20 protein-coding genes and 1 tRNA gene are annotated in these 23,877 nt (G+C 60.4%); 13 read left to right on the forward strand and 8 right to left on the reverse strand.

Features of this window, described 5'->3' with window-relative positions; translation table 11 throughout:
• Positions 1-64: 64 nt before the first annotated feature.
• From H0O21_RS02095 to H0O21_RS02105, 3 genes are all read right to left on the reverse strand, one after another.
• Positions 65-1,732 (reverse strand): iron uptake porin, encoded by a 1,668-nt coding sequence (locus H0O21_RS02095; RefSeq protein ID WP_185190219.1) that lies wholly within the window; start codon positions 1,730-1,732, stop codon positions 65-67.
• 216 nt (positions 1,733-1,948) lie between these two features.
• Positions 1,949-3,532 carry an iron uptake porin gene (locus tag H0O21_RS02100; RefSeq protein ID WP_185190220.1) on the reverse strand — a complete coding sequence of 528 codons (1,584 nt, stop codon included), beginning with the start codon at positions 3,530-3,532 and terminating at the stop codon, positions 1,949-1,951.
• A gap of 51 nt (positions 3,533-3,583) precedes the next feature.
• A complete protein-coding gene (locus H0O21_RS02105) occupies positions 3,584-3,772 on the reverse strand; it encodes a hypothetical protein (protein WP_185190221.1) in 189 nt (62 codons plus the stop codon).
• On the opposite strand from H0O21_RS02105, the gene H0O21_RS02110 reads away from it, so the two are divergent.
• The 4 genes from H0O21_RS02110 (at position 3,771) to H0O21_RS02125 (ending at position 10,290) form a co-directional block, all read left to right on the forward strand.
• Positions 3,771-5,384 (forward strand): DUF2079 domain-containing protein, encoded by a 1,614-nt coding sequence (locus H0O21_RS02110; protein WP_185190222.1) that lies wholly within the window; start codon positions 3,771-3,773, stop codon positions 5,382-5,384. The genes H0O21_RS02105 and H0O21_RS02110 overlap by 2 nt on opposite strands.
• Positions 5,385-5,666: 282 nt before the next feature.
• The gene (locus H0O21_RS02115) at positions 5,667-7,283 is read left to right on the forward strand and encodes a glycosyltransferase family 39 protein (RefSeq protein ID WP_255441086.1); all 1,617 of its coding nucleotides are present in this window, start codon (positions 5,667-5,669) and stop codon (positions 7,281-7,283) included.
• Positions 7,280-8,902, forward strand: coding sequence for a DUF2079 domain-containing protein (locus H0O21_RS02120; RefSeq protein ID WP_255441087.1), 1,623 nt, complete (start codon positions 7,280-7,282; stop codon positions 8,900-8,902). The genes H0O21_RS02115 and H0O21_RS02120 overlap by 4 nt, the downstream gene beginning before the upstream one ends.
• 29 nt (positions 8,903-8,931) lie before the next feature.
• Complete coding sequence (locus tag H0O21_RS02125) at positions 8,932-10,290, forward strand: DUF2079 domain-containing protein (protein WP_255441088.1); 1,359 nt, start codon at positions 8,932-8,934, stop codon at positions 10,288-10,290.
• Between the two features lie 97 nt (positions 10,291-10,387).
• On the opposite strand, the gene psbD is transcribed toward H0O21_RS02125, so the two are convergent.
• Complete coding sequence (gene psbD / locus H0O21_RS02130; protein WP_007100314.1) at positions 10,388-11,443, reverse strand: photosystem II D2 protein (photosystem q(a) protein); 1,056 nt, start codon at positions 11,441-11,443, stop codon at positions 10,388-10,390.
• A gap of 157 nt (positions 11,444-11,600) precedes the next feature.
• Here psbD and H0O21_RS02135 point away from each other — a divergent pair, with 157 nt between their 5' ends.
• The 4 genes from H0O21_RS02135 (at position 11,601) to H0O21_RS02150 (ending at position 13,727) form a co-directional block, all read left to right on the forward strand.
• A complete protein-coding gene (locus H0O21_RS02135; protein ID WP_185190225.1) occupies positions 11,601-11,864 on the forward strand; it encodes a hypothetical protein in 264 nt (87 codons plus the stop codon).
• The gene (locus H0O21_RS02140) at positions 11,857-12,540 is read left to right on the forward strand and encodes an ABC transporter ATP-binding protein (RefSeq protein WP_185190226.1); all 684 of its coding nucleotides are present in this window, start codon (positions 11,857-11,859) and stop codon (positions 12,538-12,540) included. The genes H0O21_RS02135 and H0O21_RS02140 overlap by 8 nt, the downstream gene beginning before the upstream one ends.
• 23 nt (positions 12,541-12,563) lie before the next feature.
• Positions 12,564-12,635, forward strand: a tRNA-Asn gene (locus H0O21_RS02145).
• A 297-nt stretch (positions 12,636-12,932) separates the two neighbouring features.
• Entirely contained in the window at positions 12,933-13,727 is a 795-nt protein-coding gene (locus H0O21_RS02150) for a response regulator transcription factor (RefSeq protein ID WP_185190227.1), read from the forward strand.
• 5 nt (positions 13,728-13,732) lie between these two features.
• Here H0O21_RS02150 and H0O21_RS02155 read toward each other — a convergent pair whose 3' ends face one another.
• The 3 genes from H0O21_RS02155 to H0O21_RS02165 are packed head-to-tail and all read right to left on the reverse strand — an operon-like array spanning position 13,733 to position 17,672.
• Positions 13,733-14,716 carry a DNA polymerase III subunit delta' gene (locus H0O21_RS02155; protein WP_185190228.1) on the reverse strand — a complete coding sequence of 328 codons (984 nt, stop codon included), beginning with the start codon at positions 14,714-14,716 and terminating at the stop codon, positions 13,733-13,735.
• Positions 14,716-15,363, reverse strand: a complete 648-nt coding sequence (gene tmk, locus H0O21_RS02160) for a dTMP kinase (protein WP_185190229.1) — start codon at positions 15,361-15,363, stop codon at positions 14,716-14,718. Before tmk ends, H0O21_RS02155 begins: the two co-directional genes overlap by 1 nt.
• Positions 15,360-17,672 (reverse strand): cation-translocating P-type ATPase, encoded by a 2,313-nt coding sequence (locus H0O21_RS02165; protein ID WP_185190230.1) that lies wholly within the window; start codon positions 17,670-17,672, stop codon positions 15,360-15,362. Before H0O21_RS02165 ends, tmk begins: the two co-directional genes overlap by 4 nt.
• A gap of 96 nt (positions 17,673-17,768) precedes the next feature.
• On the opposite strand from H0O21_RS02165, the gene H0O21_RS02170 reads away from it, so the two are divergent.
• On the forward strand, positions 17,769-18,290 hold the full coding sequence (locus tag H0O21_RS02170; protein WP_131454875.1) for a photosystem I assembly protein Ycf3: 522 nt from the start codon (positions 17,769-17,771) through the stop codon (positions 18,288-18,290).
• Between the two features lie 17 nt (positions 18,291-18,307).
• Here the strand turns inward: H0O21_RS02170 and radA are convergent, their stop codons facing one another.
• Positions 18,308-19,735, reverse strand: a complete 1,428-nt coding sequence (radA, locus tag H0O21_RS02175) for a DNA repair protein RadA (protein ID WP_185190231.1) — start codon at positions 19,733-19,735, stop codon at positions 18,308-18,310.
• Positions 19,736-19,825: 90 nt separating this feature from the next.
• Between radA and rpaB the strand changes: the two genes are divergently transcribed.
• The 4 genes from rpaB to fabD are packed head-to-tail and all read left to right on the forward strand — an operon-like array spanning position 19,826 to position 23,877.
• Positions 19,826-20,572 carry a response regulator transcription factor RpaB gene (gene rpaB / locus H0O21_RS02180; protein ID WP_131454877.1) on the forward strand — a complete coding sequence of 249 codons (747 nt, stop codon included), beginning with the start codon at positions 19,826-19,828 and terminating at the stop codon, positions 20,570-20,572.
• A complete protein-coding gene (gene plsX / locus H0O21_RS02185; protein WP_185190232.1) occupies positions 20,553-21,878 on the forward strand; it encodes a phosphate acyltransferase PlsX in 1,326 nt (441 codons plus the stop codon). Before rpaB ends, plsX begins: the two co-directional genes overlap by 20 nt.
• A 47-nt stretch (positions 21,879-21,925) precedes the next feature.
• On the forward strand, positions 21,926-22,954 hold the full coding sequence (locus tag H0O21_RS02190; RefSeq protein WP_255441089.1) for a beta-ketoacyl-ACP synthase III: 1,029 nt from the start codon (positions 21,926-21,928) through the stop codon (positions 22,952-22,954).
• A 26-nt stretch (positions 22,955-22,980) separates the two neighbouring features.
• Entirely contained in the window at positions 22,981-23,877 is an 897-nt protein-coding gene (gene fabD / locus H0O21_RS02195) for an ACP S-malonyltransferase (RefSeq protein WP_131454880.1), read from the forward strand.

Consider the following 23,877-nt stretch of genomic DNA (forward strand, 5'->3'; position numbering starts at 1 on the left):
GTATGAACCGTGATGAATTAGAGCCCCACCGAAGCAGGGCTCCCATCGTCCGTTCTGATTGCGATCAGAACTTGAAGGTGGTCTGGACCAGACCGCCGAAGACGTTGAAGGTACCGTCGTAGCCGTTGCCATCGGTTACGAGGCTACGGGTGCCCTGACCCAAGGGGCGGGACAGATAGAACAGAGCCGGGGTGATGGCGATGTTGTCGGTCACCTGGAAGTTGTAATACAGCTCGAAGGCATAGTTGCCATCGAAGGGAGTATCGCTACCTTTCAGAGCCGTGGCGAAGGTGGGCTGACCGAAGGCGAAACCCAGATCATTGCCCTTCAGGAACACATCATCCCACTTCAGGCCGGTGAACCAGCTCTGAGAGGTTGTGTAAGAACCTTCTTGAATGTCGTCGCCAGAAACATTGTTCAGAGCCCAACCCACAGAGATGGAAGGGATGAAGCCTGCTTTCTTAGGCTGCCAATAAGCGTTGAGGGCGTAGCTGTTGGAAGAGCGGTCGCCGTCTTTGCCCAAGCAATCGAGGTTGAAGTTATCGCTAGCGCCACTCAAGCCTTGTTGAACGAATTGAGTGGAACGACGCATGCCGGAACGGCATTGGCCATAGCGATAGCCGAAGGCCACACCCCACTCAGGGCCGCCATAACCGATCTGCGCCAGCAGGTTGGCACGGGAGTTGTCGGTCATGAAACCGCCGGTGGAGGAATCTGATTTGTTCCCTTCACCATCGTCAGCTACGTAGTTGACGGACACGCTGAAGGCGTTGGCGCCCTTCTTGACCTTCTGCTTCCAGTAGGCACCAATCAGCTGACCGGTCTCCTTGTTGTAGACACCAGGAGTGCCAGCAAGAGCGAAGTAATCGAGGATTTTGGCTCCACCCTTGTTGTAAACAGAGGGCCACATCGCCAGAGACTCGGTGTTACGAGCAAGAGCACCGGCAATCACGGTGAACTCTTTGCCGACCGGGAACTTGTAATACAGACGATCAAGGACAACGTTGTTCTCAGTTGCCTCAGCGATGTCCAGCTTGGTCAGGTTGACGCCGCCACCATCAAAGGCATTGTCGTTATCGAAGTTGCCAGCACGGAGGCGGGCATACAGCTTGTCCTTACCGGTGAAGCTGGTGTTGAAGGCCAGACGCTGGTCGTAGTTGAAGGTGAAGGCGCCGAACTCCTTGTTGTAAGCGTTGGCTCCGCCGCCGCCAGTCCTGTTGTTCCAGGCAGTGTCGTCAACGCTATCGCCGCCAGCAGTCGTGGCACCCATGACGAAGGTGGTTTGACCCTTCAGCTTGGTGGTGGTGGAGAACTGGGTCGCTTCCAGCTCACCCACGCGGGCCTCGAGACCGTCGACGCGGCCCTTGAGGATGGCGAGCTCCTTCTCGAACTCGGCCATCAGGCGCTTGAGCTCGTCGGTCACTTCAGTGACGCGGTCGAGACAGGCGTTCAGCAGAGCAGCCGCCTCGAAGCGGGTCATGGCGCGGTTGCCGCGGTAGGTGCCGTTGGGATAACCGGCGACGCAGCCGTAGCGCTCGATCAGGTTGGAGAGAGCCTGGTAAGCCCAGTCGGTCGGGTAGACGTCGGAGAACTGGGAGATGCTGGTGACCTGCTCGCCAGAAGCGGCGTAGTCAGACACACCGTTGATGTTCAGCTCAGCAGCAGACGCAGCCACAGGAGCCAGAAGGCCCAGGGCAGCAGGTGCCACCAGCAGTTGCTGGAAGAGTTTCATGGAGTTCCTCACACCAATTTGAGGGAAATGGAGCTCGCGGTAGCCGTACGCACAAAAATGCACGCCAGACCACGAACGAATCGAGCGTACAGAGGACATCTGATCGCCGGCCAGCTGGTCAGTGAAAAATCTGTCTACCAACAAAAAACCCCGGCCAAGGGCCGGGGCGCTGGTCAACTCCTCAATCGCGAAAGCTGACAAATCGATCTGAAGCAATCAGAACTTGAAGGTGGTTTTAACAAGGCCACCAAAGTTATTGAAAGTGGCATCGCCATCTTGATTCAGCAATCGGGTCCCCTCACCGAGGGGTCGGCTGAGATAGAAGAGAGCAGGAGTCACAGAAATGTTATCTGTAACCTGGAACATGTACCACCACTCAAAAGCATAGTTGCCGTCGGCCACGAAATCGCTTTCTGAATTGTCGCGGTAATCAATGGATGTAACAAAAGTCGGCTGACCGACGGCCATACCGGCAGCATTGCCTTTCAAGAAAACATCAGCCCATTGCAAACCAACATACCAAGATTGGGATGTTGCGCTTTTGATGGGCGTAGTATCGAGACCGTCTACGGAGTTCAAGCCCCAGCCTGTGCTGATGCTGGGAATCCAACCTGCAGTTTCCGGAGTCCACCAAGCACTGAGACCAACTGAATTGCTAACCCCTGCACCAGAAACAAGCACCGAGAAAGGCGTTGCATTGCCTCCGTAAACACCTGCACCGTTATCGCCGGATGCGTAGTTGTAAGCGGCAGCAAGACCCCAGGAATCCTTAGCATAGGCTAACTGGACGGTTCCATTGGAGGCCGCTGCATCAGTTGCGATACCTCCACCAACTCCCTTCTCTGAGCTTGATAGATTTCCGTTTGCTGAGACGTAGTTGGCACTGATACTAAAGCCATCCTTCTGCCACCAGACGCCGGCACCAGAACCTAACGTCAAGTTGTATGCCCCTGGGGCACCGGCATAGGTAAAGAAGTCGAGAATGGTATCAGAGGGATACGCACTCGGCCAGACCGCGAGCATGTCGTCTTGACGAACGCGCCCACCAGCCGTGACCGTAAAGTTTTCGCCGACAGGGAACTGATAGAACAGTCGATCAACACCCACACTGTTGGCACCACTGGGCTCTTCGAAGGCGACTTCCATCGCAGTCAGGCCAGTGCCAAAAACAGAATTACCAAAATTACCAGCACGCAGACGGGTCTTCAGCAAATCCTTACCCGTAAAGCTGGTCAAAAGCTCTAAGCGATAATCATAATTGAAAGTAAATGCGCCAAGATCTTGATTGTAAGTATCATTGGCTGATGACTCGCTACCACCAGCGGTGGACGCACCCATCACGAATGTGACCTGGCCCTTCAGCTTGGTGGTGGTGGAGAACTGGGTCGCTTCCAGCTCACCCACGCGGGCCTCGAGACTGTCGACGCGGCCCTTGAGGATGGCGAGCTCCTTCTCGAACTCGGCCATCAGGCGCTTGAGCTCGTCGGTCACTTCAGTGACGCGGTCGAGACAGGCGTTCAGCAGAGCAGCCGCCTCAAAGCGGGTCATGGCGCGGTTGCCGCGGTAGGTGCCGTTGGGGTAACCGGCGACGCAGCCGTAGCGCTCGATCAGGTTGGAGAGAGCCTGGTAAGCCCAGTCGGTCGGGTAGACGTCGGAGAACTGGGAGATGCTGGTGACCTGCTCGCCAGAAGCGGCGTAGTCAGACACACCGTTGATGTTCAGCTCAGCAGCAGACGCAGCCACAGGAGCCAGAAGGCCCAGGGCAGCAGGTGCCACCAGCAGTTGCTGGAAGAGTTTCATGGAGTTCCTCACACAGGAAAAGCGCAGTGCGCCAATCAATAAGTTGGTTCTTTACCTACCAATAACCAACTTGACCTGTGCCAGCTTGCGCAACGACTGGTAACAGCCATAACCAAAACGAGAGAAAAACGTTATTGCTGTTACCAAATTCCCGCCCGGCGGCAACGCTCCAGAATCGGTGCTTACTCCGCCCAGGAACTTGACCGTGCGTTCAGACCAGCGCTCGCCGAGAACGTTCATGGGCTTGTCGCGCGAAGCGCTGATCGCTGCTCTTTTCTTTTGGGTCATCGGCCTTGGGCTTCAAGCCTGGCGCTCCCACGTGCTGTTGGCCAGCTACGACCAGGGAATCTTCCAACAGGTGCTCTGGAACAGCCTCCGGGGCCATCCCTTCGAAAGCACCCTCTCCTCACAGCTGTCCACCAACGTGATCCACGGCGGCGAAGCGCCAGCCCTTGGCTATGCCCGCCTCGGACAACACTTCACCCCCACACTCCTGCTCTGGGCCCCCCTGCTGGCACTGATTGGCGCTGCAGCTCTACCCCTGGTTCAGGTGACGCTGATCGCAGCTGCCGGTCTGCTGCTGCACAGACTCGCCAGCAGCGGTCTCCCCATCCGCACCGCCAACTGGATCACTTACGGCTTTTTCTGCGGCAATGCCCTCGTGGGACCAACTCTGGGGAATTTCACTGATCTCTGCCAGCTTCCCTTCGCGGTGTTCGCACTGATGCTCGGCCTGCTCGGGCGACGGTCCTGGCTGATCCTCACGGCGGCGCTGCTGATCCCACTGATCCGGGAAGACACCGGCATCCTCCTCGTGGCCGTGGGGCTCTGGATGCTGCTGCGAGACAGGGTCCGCTGGCCACTGGCCTTTGCGCTCATTGCCTGGGGCGGCGGCTGGATGCTGGTGGTGACCAGTCAGATCATGCCCCTGTTCTCCGACGACAACAGCAAGCGTTTCATGGTCGAGAACTTCGGCCAATACCTCACGGAAGACAAAGCCGATGGGGCGAGCAGCCTGAGCATGGTGCGACAGGCCCTCGGTCAGCCTTTGACCCTTCTCCAGGAGCTGATCGACCCTCCTGGGCAGACGGTTCTTTATCTCCTCGGCCACGCCCTCCCCTTTTTGTTTGTGCCCCTGATCAGCCTCGATGCCTGGGTGATAGCGGGGCCGAGCCTGCTTGGGCTGTTTCTAGCCCAGGGCAGCAACGACCCCCTGTCGATCACGATCCGCTACACACTCCTTGTGGTGCCGGGATTCAGCCTGGGCACGGTGTTCTGGTGGCAGCGCAGGTCCGTCGCCCCACCCGGCCCGCGGACGCGCCTGGCCTGGGGAGCAGCCCTTGCCCTCTCGCTCGTGCTCACCATCAGCAGCAATCCCCATCGCAGCCTGTCCTTTCTGATCCCCGACAGCGTTCGGCCCTGGGTGTACAGCACTCCTCTGGCGCAGTGGCGACACGGACACGCAGCCAGGGAGGTCTTGAGCGTGATCCCGGCGGATGCAAGCGTGAGCGCCAACACCAATCTGGTGCCCCTGCTAGCACGCAGGGAAGTTGCCGTACGTTACCCCTACAACACCAGCTATCTCGACAGACATCAAGTGGAGCGCTCCGTTGACTGGATCGCCATCGATCTCGACTGGCTGGAGCGCTACGCGGTTGCCTTCCGGGGGGACTGGAAAGCTCTTCAACGCATCCGAGAAGACCTGCCCCAGCAACTCGACACCTTCAAAGTGCAAGCCCTCAAGGATGGTGTTGTTGTGCTGCAACGCGATGGAGCCATCCAATCAAACCTGCAGAAAGCCGTGAATGATCGTCTCCAAAGGCCCTTACCAAGAGATCCCCGCAACCGGTGATGCCCTTTCTAAAACGATGCCCCCGACCGGAAACCGATCGGGGGCTCTCGCCAGGTCCGCTCTGTCGCGAAACCGATTGATCAGTCAGAAGGTGCCGTCAGTCGGCGTTCTCCGCGATCAGCAGACCCTGAATCAAAGAACTGGAACTCATGGACACCTCCTCCTGAATGGATTGATGAACGCCGGCAATGCCTTCGATGCTCAGACGACATCCGAAGATGGAATCCCAGCATCACATCACTGCGATCGGAACTCTTGAACCATAACGGAACTCATCTGTTCTTGAAAGGCAGACCGGCTCTTGTTCTCTGGCTTTTCACCCTCTGCCTCTGGCTGCCCTGGCTGGGAAATCTGCCCTTGAGGGACTGGGATGAAGCACTCATCGCCTCCATCTCCCATTCCACGATGGGGCAAGACGGCTTGGAACGCCTGCTGCCGATTCGCTGGGATGGAAATTATCTCAACAAGCCCCCTGGCCTGCACTGGCTCATCGGTGCCATGAGCCAGTGCTTTGGGAGGGCGGAGTGGGCCTTGCGCCTTGTTCCCGCCTTGCTCTCCACCCTGGCAGTGCCTCTGATTGTGCTCCTACGCCAGGAGTTGGCAGTCACGTGCGGTAAAGGAAGTGATGGGAGACGCAATGACGAACGCTCAGCCTGGCTTGCGGGCTTGATCCTGATGACCTTGCTCCCCATGGCACGCCAAGGTCGACTGGTGATGCTCGATGGAGTGCAGCTGAGTTGCGCACTCCTGCTCTGGTGGGGATGGTTGCGAAGCCTTCGTGAGCCTTGGATAGGTCTGCTTGCCGGCCTGGGCAGTAGCGGAGTGCTTCTAAGCAAACCACCCGCTCTTCTTGGCTTCCTGGTGATCCCGATTGTTATCGGACTGGCAGAAAACCAACTCGTTCCCAACAGTGAGAGAAGCAATAGGGCAAGGATTCACTGGTCAACAAGATTTAGCTGGGTACTCCTGGGTTTAGTGCCAGGGATCAGTTGGCATGCCTGGAATTTCAACCAACGTGGCGATCAGGCCTGGCACATGTGGGGAGCTCAGGGATTGGCTCGGGTCACCACCGTGCTGGGTGACAAATCTGGGGCCTGGGTGATGCCACTCACAGAAGTGCTGGAAGGAGGCTGGCCCTGGTTGCTCCTCCTCCCATCAGGCTTGATCTGGGCGTGGCGCTGTCGACACCGTCGCGTCGGGTGCTGGGAACTGGGATTACTGATCGGCTGCAGCGCGATGGTGCTTCCTCTCAAAACCCAGCTGCCCTGGTACAGCCATCTGCTCTGGCCTCCAATTGCCCTACTTTGCGCCGAAAGTCTGAACGAGCTGCTTGAAAACCAGCGTCATCGTTGGATCGCGGGCTGCTGGGCTGGACTCGGAGCAATCTTGATCCTGGCAGCCTCACTGCTCCAGTTCAAAGTCATCGCCATTGCAGTACCGCCGAGCCCAGCATTATTGGCTGGCGCAGGTCTCCTCGTCGGCGGCATCTCGCTGCAATCAACGTCAAAAAACAGGCGACGCCAGGGGTTGACTGTTCTGTTGTGTGGCTGGAGCCTTGGCCTGCTGTTTCTCTGGCAGAGCGGAAGCTGGCTGTGGGAACTGAACGAAACATGGGATCCGCGCCCCATTGCAGCCCGGATCCGCACTCTTCCTGCGTCTGCCCTTGTTCTTCGAGAAGGCAACGAACATCCGGCCCTGGATTGGTATTCAGAACGAAAGATTGCCCGAATCTCAGAGAGTTCCCATCCAGCAGGAGAGTTTTGGCTGATCAGCAATCAATTTCAGGAGCGATGCCAGATGTTTGATGCAGCCAAGCCCTTTGATTCGGAGATTTGGGGACTTTGGTTTTGCCCCGCTCTCGATACAGACTCTATTGTCGCCCCATCGCCAACACCATGACCATGGAGCGGGACCTGAAGTTATCAGCGAAGGCTCAGCACACGGTTTGGATCGCTGCCGCAGTATTTGCCGCCACCGGATTCGCCCTCCAATGGTGGCGAATGCAGTCCCTGACTGCATCAATGGACCAAGGAATCTTGATGCAGGTTCTCTGGAATGGATTAAGTGGCCATCCTTTTGAAAGCACACTTTCCTCTCAACTGTCCACCAACGTCTCCCATAGCGGGCAGTTGCCAGCGCTTGGATACCACCGGCTAGGCCAACACTTCACCCCAGCCCTGGCTCTCTGGATTCCTCTGGTAGGAGTGATGGGGAAATGGGCCCTACCGATGCTGCAGGTCGCCCTGATCACCCTGGCCGGCCTGGTACTGCATCAACTGGCACGCGATGAACTGGAGCCAAAACTGGCCAGCTGGATTCCACTGGCTTTCTACGGGGCCAACGCCGTTATCGCCCCTTGCATGCTGGGAAATTTCACCGATCTCAGTCAGCTCCCACTGTGTTTCTTTGTGCTGCTGCTAGGCCTAAAGCGTCACTCACTGCCTCTCATCGCACCAGCAGCATTGTTAATGCCTTTAATACGGGAAGATACTGGTGTAGTCCTGGTAGGCATCGGCATTTGGCTAGGAATCCGCGATCGTCAACGTTGGCCCCTGGCAGCAGCACTCATTGCTTACGGCGGGAGCTGGGTGACTATAGCGACCAATCTCTTGATGCCACTCTTCAGTGATGACAACAGCAAGAGATTTATGGTCGAAAATTTTGGCCAATATCTTCAGGGTCGCGAACAGGCTTCCAGCCTTGAAGTGCTTGGCCTAGCTCTTCAACAGCCCTGGATTTTGCTGCGGGAACTGATCACACCTCCAGGCGACACATTCACTTATCTATTGGCACAGGGATTACCCCTTTTAATGATTCCCTACCTATCCATCGACAGCTGGCTTCTCATGGGCCTTCCCCTGTTGGGCTTGCTTCTGGCTCAGGGCTTCAACAATCCCTTGTCGATCAGCATTCGCTATACCTACTTGGTCGTACCTGGCTTATTCGTTGGCACCATTTTCTGGTGGCGCCATCATCAATCACTCTTTCGTTCGCGACGACTACGACGACTTTGGAGCGGCGCCATTGCGCTCTCCATCCTGTTCACCATTAGCGGCAATCCCAACCGCAGCCTCTCCTGGTTGGTACCAGACAGCATTCAACCCTGGATCTACCGCAGCCCGATGGAGCAGCTTACCCATGGCGCAGCAGCCCGTAGCCTGATCGCGTCAATTCCAGCAGACGATTCAGTTGCCGCCACAACACAGTTAGTCCCTCATCTCGCTGCGCGAGAAGCTCTGATTCGCTTCCCTTACAACGCGATCTATCTCAATCGGGAAAGACAGCCAACTCCCGTCGATTGGGTTGCAGCTGATCTCCACAATCAAATACGTTTTCAACAATACCCAAAAGAATTAAGAGGCCTAAAACAAAATTTATCAAGCATCGAAATACTCCGCAAAAAGGGTTACGGACTAGTGGGTTTCAATAGTGACGTTGTGCTTTTGCACTTAAACCAAACTGATAACCCTTCTGCGGCCAAGCAATTCGAAACACTCAAAAACCAGATCTCGCAATGAAGTCGCCGCGCCCCATCCGTCTGCACTGGGTGGCCCTTTGCGTTGGGCTCCTCTGGTGGGGAGCCGCTGCACTACGCCATCACTGGCTGCAAAGCAACGGCTTCGACCTTGGGATCTACGACCAGGTGGCCTGGCAAATCGGACAGGGACTGGAAGCGCGCTCCAGCCTTCTGGGCCTTCATCACATGGGAAATCACGGTGCCTGGGTCTTCTATCTGATCGGCCTCCCCTACCGCTGGTTGCCTTCCGTGCAGTGGCTGTTTGCAAGTCAGGCCTTGGCACTGGCCTTCACAGCGCTGCCGATCACCGCCCTTTGGCGACAGCTTGGTTTGCCTGATCGGCTGTCACTCACTGCAGCATTGCTCTGGTGGCTGCAGCCACAGGTCTTCAACACAAACCTGTTTGATTTTCATCCGGAAACATGGGCAATGCCGGCACTCGCTGGGGCGATCTGGTGTAGCAGAGCGCGCCGGCCTCTTCTCTGGTTGACATGCCTGATCTTCTTACTCGGATGCCGGGATGGCCTTTCCTTGGTTGTGATGGGTCTTGGCCTTAGCGAATTGGCTCAAAAGCGTTGGCGCTGGGGAGCGAGCGCTCTCGTTCTCGGCTTTGGCTGGTTGCTCTGGCTGAGCCAATGGCTTTATCCAACACTGAATGGAAATGGTGCTGGGCCTGCCGCCCTGGAACGTTTCAATCACTTGGGCACGAGTGTTCCCGAAATCCTGCTGAACAGCATCACGCAACCTTGGAGCTTGATTCACACCTTGCCATGGGCAGAGATCCCGACTTTTCTTCTGCTCCTGGCCGCTCCCACTGTGCTGTTCTGGCGCAAGCGATCGATACCGATCCTGCTCGCAGCCTTACCTCTCTTGGCAGTCAACCTCCTGTCTGCAGATCCAGCACAACGCAATCTGGTGCACCACTACAACCTGCCGATGGCAGTGATTGCCGTGACCGCTGCGATCGATGGATTAAGCAGTACAAAATGCCAACGTTGGCCCTGGCGACGCCTCATCGTGACAGCAGCCTGCTGGGCCCTGCTAGCCAAACCGGGATACTTCCTGAGCATCTACACCAGTCGTCTGGATCAGATTGCAGATGTTCAACGAGCCGAACAGCTTGTTCAAGCAGAGGATCGCCTGCTAACCAGCAGCCACTATGCGCCCCACTTCAGCGATAGAGCATGGATTGAATTGCTGAGACGGCGCAGCCAGATCGATGCAGGAGTGCAAACCTGGGATGCAATTCTCCTCAACCCAAGCGATCCAGGCTGGTCATCACGTTCAACACTTCAAGACGATGCTCTTAAGCAAGCCCAGCAAGATCAATGGATGTGCAAAACATGGAAGTCAGGTCTCAGTCTCTGCAGAAAACCGAGAACGAACTGATAAAAATGAACAGCCTCTGTTGAGGAAATCTCTAATTCAACAATAAAAAACCTGCCTTTCGGCAGGTTTCAGTCAGAACGCATTTTGATTCAAGAAATCAAAGAGCGTTACCACGGGGCAGAACCTCTTCAGGGAAGACGAAGTTTTCGTGCGGCTGGTCAGCCGGTGCCATCCAGGCACGCAGACCTTCATTGAGAAGGATGTTCTTGGTGTAGAAGGTCTCGAATTCGGGATCTTCTGCAGCGCGGATCTCCTGCGACACGAAGTCGTAGGCGCGCAGGTTGAGGGCCAGGCCGATGATGCCGATGGAGCTGGTCCACAGGCCCATCACAGGCACAAACAGCATGAAGAAGTGCAGCCAGCGCTTGTTGGAGAAGGCGATCCCGAAGATCTGGCTCCAGAAGCGGTTGGCGGTGACCATCGAATAGGTCTCTTCTTCCTGGGTCGGTTCGAACGCCTTGAAGGTGTTCGACTGCTCGCCGTCCTCAAACAGGGTGTTCTCCACGGTGGCGCCGTGGATGGCACAGAGCAGAGCACCGCCGAGGATGCCGGCCACGCCCATCATGTGGAAGGGGTTCAGGGTCCAGTTGTGGAAGCCCTGAAGGAAGAGCAGGAAGCGGAAGATCGCGGCCACACCGAAGGAGGGAGCGAAGAACCAGCTGCTCTGGCCGAGGGGGTACATCAGGAAGACGCTCACGAACACCGCAATCGGACCGGAGAAGGCGATGGCGTTGTAAGGACGGATGCCGACGAGACGGGCAATCTCGAACTGACGCAACATGAAGCCGATCAGCGCGAAGGCACCGTGGAGAGCCACGAAGGCCCAAAGGCCGCCGAGCTGACACCAGCGCACGAAGTCACCCTGGGCCTCAGGGCCCCAGAGCAGCAGGAGGCTGTGACCCATCGCATCAGCGGGGGTGGACACAGCAGCGGTGAGGAAGTTGCAACCTTCCAGGTACGAGGAGGCGATGCCGTGGGTGTACCAGGAGGTGACAAAGGTGGTGCCGGTGAGCCAACCACCGATGGCCAGATAGGCCGTGGGGAAGAGCAGGATGCCGGACCAGCCGACAAAAACGAAGCGGTCGCGCTTGAGCCAGTCATCGAGGACGTCGAACCATCCCCGCTGTGGCGCGCGTCCTACAGCGATCGTCATGAGGAGAGCTTCATGAAGCTTTACGAAGCGAGCCTAGGGGGCGCAGCGGTTTTTGTGGGCGGAACCCAGAGGACGTCGTTCACAGATGAGTAGAAATGCCCACGCGTCCGGGCGAGCGCCTGATTCGCAAGAATGCGGTGACTAAATTTCTGCCGCCGTGTACGTCGTTGAACTGGCCCTCCGAATGAGCCCGATGCCGGTCTCGGTGCAGCGCAAGGAGCACGGCGACGCCGAAAGCCTCTATCAACAGATCCGACAAAGCCTGGAGCAGGGGCAACCGAGAATGCTCGAACTGACCTGCGAGAAAGTGGAAGGCAAGCGCATCAGCGTGCTGATCAGCGACGTCCTGGCCGTGCAGATCTATGAGAAGGCTGCTGCCACCGGTGGCAGCAAGCGTCCAGGCTTCGCCTTTGATGGCTGAGCCCGGAGGGCTGAGGCTGGAGAGGGTCAGTTTCGGCTGGCCCTGCGGTAGCAAGGCTCTGGATCACTGCAATCTCAACCTGCCAGGCCCCGGCCTTTGGATGCTTGTGGGCAGCAATGGCAGCGGCAAGAGCACGCTGTTCCGACTGATTGCAGGCCTCATCCATCCCCAGCAGGGCACGCTGGTCAACCGGCTGCGCCCGGCCCTGGTTTTCCAGAATCCAGACCATCAGCTGTTACTTCCCAGCTGCGGCAGCGAACTGCGCCTCAGTCTCCCCGAGGCCCTTGACCCTGAGCAGCGCCAGCAGCGCGTCAACCAAGTGCTCGAGCAAGTCGGGCTGGCCGGGATGGCCTCGAGGCCGATCCACACCCTCAGCGGCGGCCAGAAGCAACGGCTAGCGATTGCGGGTGCCCTGGCCAGCGAAGCCAGCCTTTTGCTGCTGGATGAGCCCACGGCCCTCCTGGATCCGGCCAGCCAGCAAACGGTGTTGGCGACCGTGCAGCAGCTGTGCCATCGCTCCACCAACCCCCTAACCGCCCTCTGGGTGACGCATCGCCTCGACGAACTGGACCACGCCGATGGCGCCGCACGGATGGAGAAAGGCCGAATCGGAGCCTGGTGCCCGGGGCCGCAACTACGCCGCAACCTTCAACCTCTTGCCGGCCGGCGGGGCTGAGAGGTAGGTTCTTCGGGTCCCATTCCTCGGTAGCTCAGCGGTAGAGCGGTCGACTGTTAATCGATTGGTCGCAGGTTCGAATCCCGCCCGGGGAGCTTCAATTCACAAAACCGCAGTTTCACGCTGCGGTTTTTTTATGGCCGCCGCCGCGGCCGATTTTCCTCTCAAACCGGAAAATCCCGTTACAAACGCCGTGCAATTTGGAAGACTTCCTGAAGAGGGAAGGGGATTGTCGCCCAGGCAACCGCGAAAAAACCTTGACAGCACTGGATATCTAGCCATTTCACACCAATAGGGAGGTTCGACGACACGGCCTGCAACCCCCTACAAATCTTGGGAGAATCCGCACAGAGATTGTTTCAACTCCTGCTATTCCCCTCGCCTGAGTACCGATGAAGCCCTGCATCCTGCTGATCGAAGACGACAGGGACATGCGCGAGCTGGTGGGTGGCCACCTGGAGCACAGCGGCTTTGACGTGCAACGCGCCGAGGACGGCATCAAAGGCCAGGCCCTCGCCCTGCAGTACACCCCCGACCTGATCCTCCTGGATCTGATGCTCCCGAAGGTGGATGGCCTCACCCTCTGCCAAAGGCTGCGCCGAGATGAGCGCACGGCTGGCATCCCGATCCTGATGCTCACCGCCCTAGGCGGCACCAAAGACAAGGTCAGCGGTTTCAATTCCGGTGCAGACGACTACCTGACCAAGCCCTTTGACCTCGAAGAACTGCAGGTGCGAATCAAAGCGCTGCTGCGTCGAAGCGACCGGGCACCCGTGGGCACTGGATCCCATCAAGAAATTCTTAGTTACGGTCCGCTCACCTTGGTGCCGGAACGGTTCGAAGCGATTTGGTTCGACACTCCGGTGCGTCTCACCCACCTCGAATTCGAGCTTCTGCACTGCTTGCTTCAGCGCCATGGCCAAACCGTGGCCCCCTCGCTGATTCTCAAAGAAGTCTGGGGCTACGAGCCCGATGACGACATCGAGACGATCCGGGTGCACGTGCGTCACCTGCGCACGAAACTCGAACCCGATCCCCGCAAGCCCCGCTTCATCAAAACCGTCTACGGCGCTGGTTACTGCCTCGAGCTACCGACTGGGGCCCAGCTCGACGACCTCGGCGACGTGCTCTCCCAGGCGCGGCAAGAGCGCGACCGACTCGATCAGTCCAAACGCGCCAGCGCCTGATCGCTTCAGGCCCCGTCCACCAAAAGATCCAACAGCGCCACCTCCCAGGCCAACCGGGGTTGCACAAAAGCGAGCAGATGCTGGCGCAGTCGCTGCAACCGCTGCAGCTCCCTTTCGCAGTGGTGCTGGCGCCAGCGATGTTGCTCCCACCAGCTCAACAGCCACAGTTGCTGCTCTCCACTCAACGACTCGCTGAGATCTCGGGCGAGGCCGAGGGCTTCCGCTGGAGTTTGAGGAGGCTGCTCCAAGCGGGTACGCAGTTCTTCAGGCAGAGCCTGCCATTGGCTCTCATGCTGGAGTAAGGCGCCAGGTGATCCCGCTGCGAGCGCCAACAGATCTGGTTCCTGCAACGCAGCGCTGCCCCGATGCGGCCCATCCCCTTCCAACCCTTGCAAGACCGTTCGCATGTCGTCACTGCCCAGACGGATGAAACGGATCTGCTGGCAACGGGAGCGGATCGTGCTCAAGAGGCGCTCAGGAGCCGAGGACAGCAGGATGAGCAGTCCATGCCCCGGTTCCTCGAGGGTTTTGAGCAGAGCATTCGCCGCCGACTCCGCCATAGCCTCCGGCTCCTCGATCACCACCAGCCCGCGACGGGCTTCCAGAGGCTGGCGGGCCAGAAAGCGACTGACCGCACGAATCTGCTCCAGGCGTAACTGGGGCGGCGTGCGCCGACTCACACCCGCCTCGTCCGCCTCGGAACGGGGCACCAAACGACCCTGGTGGGAGTAGGTCGGCTCAACCCAGAGCAGATCGGGATGATTGCGGGCTGCCAGCCGACGACGCTGGCGCTGATCGCTCCGGCCAGCGGCCAGGACCCCCTCTAAAAAACGCAGCGCCGCCAGTTTCCGGCCGACCCCTTCCGGTCCACTAAAGAGATAAGCCGGAGCCACGCGATCACGCTCGAGAGCGGCCTGGAGCAGGGCCACGGCTAAGGGCTGCCCCACCAGGTCGCTGAACAGCGATGGCGTCTGCTGGAGCGCGACCATCAGAGCCAAGCCCTCGCCTGATCGCGGAGGGTGGATTCCAAATCAAGGCTGACCTGAGCTGCAGGTTGGCAGGCATCGATCGTGACCCATCCCTGCGCGACCGCCTCAGCAGCAAATCCGGCGGCCACCCGTTCCAAAAAAGCGCCTCCAGCGGCCTCCATGCGATCGTCCTGACGCTCGCCACGGCGCTGCAAGCTGATCGCTACCGGCAGTGACAGCCAGAGGGTGAGATCGGCGGTCAGCCCACCGGTGGCGATGGTGGCCAACTGACGGATCAGGTCCTGTTCCAACTGCCTGCCATACCCCTGATAAGCCAGGGTCGAGCCGGTGAATCGATCGCTGAGCACCCAGTCGCCTCGATCCAACGCCGGTTGGATGCACTGGGCCACGTGCTGAGCCCGATCAGCGGCGTAAAGAAGCAGTTCGGCCAGCGGCTGTGGCGCACATGCCTCCGGCGGATGCAACAACAGTTCGCGCAGGGCTCGCCCCAAGGCTGTTCCCCCTGGCTCCCGGGTCTGCACAAGCTGGGCACCAGGGGGCATCAGTCCACTGGTGGGAAGCCAGGCGGCAAGGTGCTGCCACTGGGTTGTTTTGCCGCATCCATCGATGCCCTCGAGCACAAGCAGTCGCCCACGGGTGCTGGTCATGGCAAACGAAGGCTGAGGGCATTCAGCACCACAGTGATCGAACTCAAGGCCATCAGCAGAGCCGCGAGGGGGGGAGAGAGCAGGATGCCGAAACCCGGCAGCAAGACCCCAGCAGCCACGGGCAACACGATCAGGTTGTAACCAAAGGCCCAGCCAAGGTTCTGACGGATTTTGGTCATGGTGCGACGCGCCAAAGCCAATGCCTCTGGAATCGCTTCGAGCCGATCACCCAGCAACACGAGATCAGCCGTGTCCTGAGCGATCTGAGTTCCCGTACCAATGGCAATGCCCAGATCTGCCGCAGCCAGCGCCGGGGCGTCATTGATGCCATCGCCGACCATCGCCACCGCCCCCTGGGCACGCAGCTGCTCAAGGTGCTGCAATTTCTGCTCAGGCAGCAGCTGCCAACCGAGCTGATCGGATTGGAAGCCAAGCTGATGACCAAGCCGTTCCACCGCTCCGCGGCGATCGCCGCTGAGCATCGCCAGCTTGAGCCCCTGATCCCGCAGGCGCCCTAGGGCGAGCAGCGCATCCTGGCGGGGGCGATCATCGATCCCAACCAAGCCCAGGGGTTCCTGATCCAGAGCCACCGCGACCACCGACTGGCCCGCCTGCATCGCCTGATCCAGAGCCCCCTGCATCCGTTCCGACCAGCCAACCCCTTCAGCCTGCAGCCATTCCGGAGCACCAACCCGCAGCACACCACTGACCCCTTCGAGTTCCCCCAAGACCCCCGCGCCGGAGATGGTGCGGCTGGAGTTCGCCGCCAGTAAGGGCAGCTGACGACGCTGGGCCTCCTGCAGCAGCGCATGGGCCAGAGGATGACGGCTGGACTGCTCAAGGCTTGCGGCGAGCTGGAGCGTCCGGGATGGATCCTCACAGGCGAGCACCGATGCCACCAACGGGCGGCCGAGGGTGAGCGTGCCGGTCTTGTCAAACACCAGCTGCTGGAGAGAGGCCGCGAGCTCGATCACATCCCCTCCCCGAAACAGCCAGCCCTGCCGCGCGGCTAAGCCTGAGGAGACGGTGATCACCGTGGGGGTGGCGAGACCGAGGGCGCAGGGGCAAGCGACGACAAGCACAGCGATGGTGAGCTGAAGCGCCAGACCCAAGGGCGTTTCAGCGCCCGCCCCCAGGGGTGCATGGGCGCCATGGCTATGCACAGCACTGGCCTCGTTCATCAAGGCCATCGGCATGGCGAGCACCTGGGGCCAGAGGCGTGCTCCCAGCTGCCACCAGAACAGGAAGGTCAGGAGAGCGAGGGCGACGACGCCGTAGCAGAACCAGCCCGCCACCCGATCCGCCAGACCCTGGATCGGGGCTTTGCGCGCCTGCGCCTGTTCCACCAGCGCAATGATCCGAGCGAGGGCCGTTTCGGCGCCAACCCGACGGACCTCCAGCACCAACGTGGCCTCCAGGTTGAGGCATCCGGAAGCGAGCTCACAACCAGGGGTGGCTTCAAGGGGCAGAGGCTCACCGGTGAGGCTGGAGACATCCACGGCCGAGTGACCCTCCAGCACGACACCATCGACAGGGATGCGATCCCCGGCGAGCAGTTGCACCCGCTCACCCGGACGCAGGGCAGCAACGGGAACCTCCCGAACGGCACCGTCCTCCATCAGCAGCCGGGCCCCTGCGGGCTGCAGAGCCGCCAGTTGCCTCAGAGCCCGTCCAGTCCGCAGGCGTGCTCTCTCCTCGAGGAAGCGTCCCAACAAGACGAATCCCAGGAGCATCACCGGCTCGTTAAAGAAACAGGGCCAGCCAACCTGAGGCCAAACCAGTGCCACGGCACTGGCGAGATAGGCACTGCCCACCCCAAGACCCACCAGCGTGTCCATGCTGGGGGCGCCGGCACGGGCAGCAGCCCAACCGCTCACAAGGATCGAGCGTCCGGGACCGAACACAGCCACCGTGGCTAGTGCGGCATGAAAAGGCAGGGCACCGAGCAGGGGCAAGGGCAGCTGTCCGCCCTCCGCCAGATGCCCCAGCACTGACAGCAGCAACAAAATCAACGCCACCATCAGCTGACGCCACTGGCGCCACCAACCCCAAGTCCGTTCAGGGTCCTGCTCCGCAGGGCCTGGAAGGGTCTGAGATCGGGAGCGCGCCGGAAAACCACGGGTCTCCAGGGCGGCCAGCACCGACTCGAGCCCCCCTTCATCCTCCCTGAGGCGCACCCAGGCACTGCGGGTGACCAGGTTGACACTGGCCTCCTCCACGGCGGGCTGGTCAAGCAGGGTGCGCTCCACAGCTCGCACACAGCCACCGCACTTCATGCCCTCCACGTCCAGGACCAGCGCAGTCGTCACAGCAGAAGGACGAGACGGATTCACGGCGACTCTTGGCTTGGTTGCAGGCTAGGCAGGACCGATTCCGGTCAGGATGGTGACACTTTCCTGCCCGCCGTGCCCCGCAGCAACCGCAACGACAACTTCATCGACAAGAGTTTCACGGTCATGGCCGATCTGATCGTGAAGCTGTTGCCGATCAATGCTCGGGCCAAAGAGGCCTACGTGTATTACCGCGATGGGCTTTCCGCTCAAAACGATGGGGATTACGCCGAAGCTCTGGAGAACTACGAGGAGAGTCTGAAGCTTGAGGAGAACCCGATCGACCGGGGCGAAACCCTCAAGAACATGGCGATCATCTACATGAGCAACGGCGAGGAGGATCGGGCGCTGGAGACCTATCAGAAGGCTCTGGATGAAAACCCCAAACAACCCTCCTGCCTCAAGAACATGGGGTTGATCTACGAAAAACGTGGACGCATGGCGGAGGAAGAGGGCCGGCGCGATGAAGCCGATGGCTGGTTTGACCGCGCCGCGGACGTTTGGACCCAGGCGGTTCGCCTCAATCCCGGTGGCTATCTCGACATCGAAAACTGGCTGAAATCGAGCGGCCGAAGCAACGTCGACGTGTATTTCTGATCCAGTTCCTCAGGCGTTCAAGCCCGATCGTCTGCCGGATCGACACCGAGGGCCATGACGAGGGCCTCGGTGATCCGTGCTGCCTCGAGCAGCTCCAGATCAAGCGCTGAAGCCAAACGCCCGAGGCCACTGCCCCTTGGCACAACAGCCCGGCGGAATCCGAGGCGGACCGCTTCTTGAAGGCGTAGTTCCAGCTGGCTCACGGGGCGCAATTGCCCTCCCAACCCCAGCTCGCCCAGCAGCACAGTGCCGTCCGGCAGGGTTAAGTCGCGATAGCTGGCGACCACCGCTGCAGCCACCCCCAGATCCGCCGCCGGCTCTTCCACCTCGAGCCCGCCTGCCACAGCGAGATAGCAGTCGTAGCGCGAGAGAGGCAGGCCCATGTGCTTCTCAAGAACGGCCAGGATCTGATGCAGTCGATTCACGGCAATGCCCGTGGCGGTCCGCCTTGGGCTCGAATAGCTGGTCGTGCTCACAAGGGCCTGCAAATCGACCACGAGCGGGCGCGTTCCTTCACAGGCCACGATCGTGGACACACCACTGGCTTGATCCCCACTCAGAAATAGAGCGCTGGGATTGCCCACCTCCGCCAGGCCCTGGCCACGCATCTCGAAGACACCGAGTTCATGGGTGGCCCCGAAGCGATTCTTCACGGCCCGCAGCAAGCGATGGCTCGCAAAACGATCCCCTTCAAAGGTGAGCACGGCGTCCACCAAGTGCTCAAGCACCTTGGGACCAGCAAGCACCCCTTCCTTGGTGACGTGACCCACCAGCAACAGCGCTGTGTTCTGACGTTTGGCAAGCCGTTGCAGGGCAGCGGCGCACTCCCGCACCTGGGCCACCGACCCTGGGGCGCTGGACAGATCGGCGTCATGGAGGGCCTGGATACTGTCAATGATCGCCACCTCCGGCCGCAGAGCCTCCAGCTCCTCCAGCACCAGTTCCAGGTCCGTCTCCGCGAGCAGCTGAAGCTCAGCACTCTTGTCCTGACTTGCTCCCTCCTGGCTTGATGCCTCCTGAAGGCGCTGCCAGCGCAACCTCACTTGAGCCGCAGACTCCTCGGCACTGACATAAAGCACCGAGCGCCGACCCGCCATCCAGGCCGCGCTTTGAAGCAGCAGGGTGCTTTTACCAATGCCGGGATCTCCACCCACCAGCACCAACGATCCCGGCACAAGTCCCCCGCCAAGCACGCGGTCCAGCTCCCCATAACCGCTGGCGAGGCGCTGAAGCGGTTGATTGCCCAGCTCTGCAATCGCTTTCGAGCGGCGGGCCGACGGAGCGGTGGACGGATCCGCACCGGCCCGGCGACGTCGACCATCCTCCCGGGGGGCCGCCTGCTCGACCAACGAATTCCAGCTGCCGCAGCTGTTGCAACGGCCAAAGAACTGACGAGTCTGGGCGCCACAGCTCTGGCAAACGAAGAGGGAAACCGGCCTGGGCACGTCGAATGATGAAGAAACTTGGCGCTGAGTGAACGATGGGCACCCTCATCCACTTATGTGTGGCGAGATCTTGTAAAGGCTGCTGGCCTTATGACAGCCACCGGTTCTGGGAAGGAAACCATCCTCGTCGTCGATGACGAGGCAAGCATCCGGCGGATCCTCGAGACCCGCCTCTCAATGATCGGCTACAACGTCGTGACGGCCTGCGATGGCAACGAGGCCCTGGAGTGCTTCCGCGATTGTGAGCCAGATCTGGTGGTGCTCGACGTGATGATGCCGAAGCTGGATGGCTATGGCGTCTGCCAGGAGCTGCGCAAGGAATCCGACGTTCCGATCGTGATGCTCACGGCCCTGGGAGATGTGGCCGACCGGATCACAGGCCTTGAGCTCGGTGCTGACGACTACGTGGTCAAGCCGTTCAGCCCCAAGGAACTGGAGGCTCGGATCCGCTGCGTTCTGCGCCGGGTTGACAAGGACCAGGTGGCCGGCATCCCCAACTCCGGCGTCATTCAGGTGGCTGATCTGCGCATCGACACCAACAAGCGACAGGTGTTTCGCGCTGATGAACGGATCCGCCTCACCGGGATGGAGTTCAGCCTTCTGGAGCTCCTGGTGAGTCGCTCCGGCGAACCCTTCAGCCGAGGAGAAATTCTCAAGGACGTGTGGGGCTACACCCCTGAGCGACATGTCGATACTCGGGTGGTGGATGTTCATATCTCCCGGCTTCGCTCCAAACTGGAAGACGATCCGGCAAATCCCGAGCTGATCCTTACGGCCCGGGGAACCGGCTATCTGTTCCAGCGCATCGTCGATTCCGTTGCCTCCGAAGGACCCTGACTCCGCCGCGACTCCGTCGCCCCGGACCAAACCACGTCGTTCTCGTGCCGTTCGTCGGCTCGTGATCTGGTATCGACGCAACGCAGCGGTGACCAGCCTCGTGGACACCGCTACCACCTCGGCCAGCGCCGCCGGTACCGCCGCGGGCAACGTGGCTGGATCCGTCGGATCCATCGCCGGCAGCATGCTGCAGCCTTTGGTCTTCGATCCTCTGCGCCGGCTGCAAGGTGGTGGTGAGGGTTCCGATCAAACGATTGACGACCGCGATCGGCTCTGGGTGGCCGTTGACGGCATGGGTGGTGACCACGCACCAGGCCCGATCCTCGAAGGATGCCTCGAGGCGATCGAGCGGCTGCCCCTCCGCATTCGTTTCGTCGGAGAAACCGATCGGGTGCTGCAAGCTGCTGCAGCCATGGAGCTCAGCAGCGCCCTGGAGAGGGCCATCGCGGCAGGCACGCTCGAACTGGTGCCCAGCGGGGCCTCCATCGGCATGGATGACGAGGCCACGGCCGTGCGTCGCAAACGCGACGCCAGCATCAATGTGGCCATGGATCTGGTGAAAAAAGGTGAGGCCCTAGCCGTGTACTCGGCAGGAAATTCAGGCGCGGTGATGGCCTCCGCGATCTTCAGACTGGGTCGCCTCGCCGGCATCGACCGACCCGCCATCGGAGCCCTGTTCCCCACCAAGGATCCCGGCCAGCCGGTGCTGGTGCTGGATGTGGGGGCGAACATGGATTGCAAGCCTGCCTATCTGCATCAATTCGCCCTCTTGGGCAACATCTACAGCCGCGATGTGCTGCAAGTGAGCAGCCCTCGCATTGGACTTCTGAACATCGGCGAAGAGGAGTGCAAGGGAAACGAGCTCTCCCTGCGCACCCATGAACTGCTGAGCAAGGAAACCCGCCTCAACTTCGCCGGCAACTGCGAAGGCCGCGATGTGCTGTCCGGAGACTTTGATGTGGTGGTCTGCGATGGCTTTACGGGCAACGTGCTGCTCAAGTTCCTGGAATCGGTCGGCAGCGTGCTTTTGGATGTCTTGCGAGCCGAGCTGCCGCGAGGACGCCGGGGCAAGGTGGGATCGGCCTTCCTGCGCAGCAACCTCAGGCGCATCAAGAAACGACTCGACCATGCCGAACACGGGGGCGCCCTGCTCCTGGGGGTCAATGGCATCTGTGTCATCGGTCATGGCAGCAGCCGTGCCCTCTCAGTGCTCAGCGCCCTACGCCTCGCGCACTCGGCGGCCAGTCACGGCGTCATGGACGATCTGAACGCACTGGGCGAGAGTCAGGCCATGGTCGAGGCCTGAAACACCTGGACTGTGGTTGACTGACGCCGAATCTGCGGCCGACTGTCTTGACTGGATCACCTCCACTCTCCGGTGCAACCGGTGGCGTGGCCCTGGTGGCCAGCGGCAGTGCCCGTGGCGCCCAACAGATCAGCAACGCCCAGCTGGGCCAACGGGTTGACACCAGCGACGAATGGATTCGCACCCGCACTGGGATTGGCAACCGCTGCATTTGCGGCCCCGATCAGAGCCTTGCTGACCTGAGCCATCAGGCCGGCACGCAGGCCCTCTCGATGGCGGGATGGGACGCCGACAGCCTCGACCTGGTGCTGCTGGCCACATCCACCCCCGATGACCTGTTCGGCACAGCACCGAAGGTGCAGGCCCTGCTCGGAGCCCGCAACGCTGTTGCCTTCGATCTCACAGCTGCCTGCAGCGGCTTTCTGTTCGCATTGGTCACCGCTGCACAATTTCTGCGCACAGGTGCCATGCGCAGGGTCCTGGTCATCGGCGCTGACCAGCTCAGCCGCTGGGTCGACTGGGACGACCGGCGCACCTGCGTTTTGTTTGGAGACGGGGCCGGTGCGGTCGCGCTTGAGGCCACGAGCGCCGACCAGGATGGACTGGTGGGTTTCGCGCTTCGAAGCGATGGTGCCAGAGGAAACTGCCTGAATCTCGCCCAGCACAACGAGCGTCAGACGCTGGTGGACAGCGCCTCGCACCAGGTCGGTGGGTATCAGCCGATCAGCATGAACGGCCAGGAGGTCTACAAATTCGCGGTCCGCGAAGTGCCAGCCATCCTCAAGCAGCTCCTCGAGGCGACTGACACCGCTCCAGAGAACCTCGACTGGCTGCTCCTTCACCAGGCCAACCAGCGGATCCTCGATGCCGTTGCCGATCGTTTCAACCTTCCCCACGCGAAGGTCCTCAGCAATCTGGCCCACTACGGCAACACCTCCGCCGCCACGATCCCACTGATGCTGGATGAGGCCGTCCGTGACGGCCGTGTACAGCCTGGCCACCGGATTGCAAGCAGCGGATTCGGAGCCGGTCTCAGCTGGGGTGCTGCGCTGTTCCACTGGCAAGGCCCCTCGTAGGCTCGCCGCACTGTTGCTCGCGAGTGATGTCGATCGCCTGGGTGTTTCCTGGTCAAGGGTCTCAGAAACTAGGCATGGCCGATCCGGTGCTCGCTCTTCCCGGAGCAGAGGAACGTTTCGCGCTGGCCGAAAAGATCCTGGGCAGGAATCTGCTGGCCATCTGCCAGGGGGACACCGACATTGCCGGTGATCCAAGCGACCTGAATGACACTCGCAATACCCAGCCAGCTCTCTTTGTCGTGGAGACGCTGCTCATCGATGAGCTGCGGCGGCAGGGTCGGGAACCGGCGCTGGTGGCCGGCCATAGCCTCGGAGAACTGGTAGCGCTCTATGCCGCAGACGTCTTTGATGCCGCAACCGGCCTGGAGCTGATGCAACGCCGCTCCACCCTGATGGCCGCAGCAGGTGGTGGCGCAATGACGGCCGTGATCGGCTTCGATCGCAGTCAGCTGGACGAACTGGTGGCGGCCCATGAGGCCGTGGTCATTGCCAATGACAACAGCGCTGCCCAGGTCGTGATCTCAGGGACGCCCGATGCTGTGAAAAGCGTCAGCGAGCAACTCACCTGCAAACGGGCGATTCCGCTGCCGGTTTCAGGAGCCTTCCACTCCCCGTTCATGGCCGAGGCCGCCGAAGCCTTCGCCACCCATCTCGATGCCATCGCTTTTGAGGATGCGCGCTTCCCGGTCTTGAGCAACACCGACCCAAGCCCCAGTTGTGATGCAGCTGTCCTGAAACAGCGCCTCCGGAACCAGATGACCCATGGGGTTCGTTGGCGGGAAACGATGGACGCAATGGTGTCAGCCGGCGTTGACACCCTCGTGGAGATCGGCCCAGGCAATGTTTTGGGTGGTCTGGCGAAGCGCTCCATGGAGGGCATCAGCATCAGCCAGCTGGCCAGCGCCGCTGACCTTGGACTCTGA

This window comes from Synechococcus sp. HK01-R (assembly GCF_014217855.1).
GTDB lineage: Bacteria > Cyanobacteriota > Cyanobacteriia > PCC-6307 > Cyanobiaceae > Synechococcus_C.

Coding starts and splice junctions, on each gene's coding strand:
- H0O21_RS02095 (WP_185190219.1), bottom strand. CDS start 1,732: ATGAAACTCTTCCAGCAACTGCTGGTGGCACCTGCTGCCCTGGGCCTT.
- H0O21_RS02100 (WP_185190220.1), bottom strand. CDS start 3,532: ATGAAACTCTTCCAGCAACTGCTGGTGGCACCTGCTGCCCTGGGCCTT.
- H0O21_RS02110 (WP_185190222.1), top strand. CDS start 3,771: ATGGGCTTGTCGCGCGAAGCGCTGATCGCTGCTCTTTTCTTTTGGGTC.
- H0O21_RS02105 (WP_185190221.1), bottom strand. CDS start 3,772: ATGAACGTTCTCGGCGAGCGCTGGTCTGAACGCACGGTCAAGTTCCTG.
- H0O21_RS02120 (WP_255441087.1), top strand. CDS start 7,280: ATGACCATGGAGCGGGACCTGAAGTTATCAGCGAAGGCTCAGCACACG.
- psbD (WP_007100314.1), bottom strand. CDS start 11,443: ATGACGATCGCTGTAGGACGCGCGCCACAGCGGGGATGGTTCGACGTC.
- H0O21_RS02140 (WP_185190226.1), top strand. CDS start 11,857: ATGGCTGAGCCCGGAGGGCTGAGGCTGGAGAGGGTCAGTTTCGGCTGG.
- H0O21_RS02150 (WP_185190227.1), top strand. CDS start 12,933: ATGAAGCCCTGCATCCTGCTGATCGAAGACGACAGGGACATGCGCGAG.
- H0O21_RS02155 (WP_185190228.1), bottom strand. CDS start 14,716: ATGGTCGCGCTCCAGCAGACGCCATCGCTGTTCAGCGACCTGGTGGGG.
- tmk (WP_185190229.1), bottom strand. CDS start 15,363: ATGACCAGCACCCGTGGGCGACTGCTTGTGCTCGAGGGCATCGATGGA.
- rpaB (WP_131454877.1), top strand. CDS start 19,826: ATGACAGCCACCGGTTCTGGGAAGGAAACCATCCTCGTCGTCGATGAC.
- fabD (WP_131454880.1), top strand. CDS start 22,981: ATGTCGATCGCCTGGGTGTTTCCTGGTCAAGGGTCTCAGAAACTAGGC.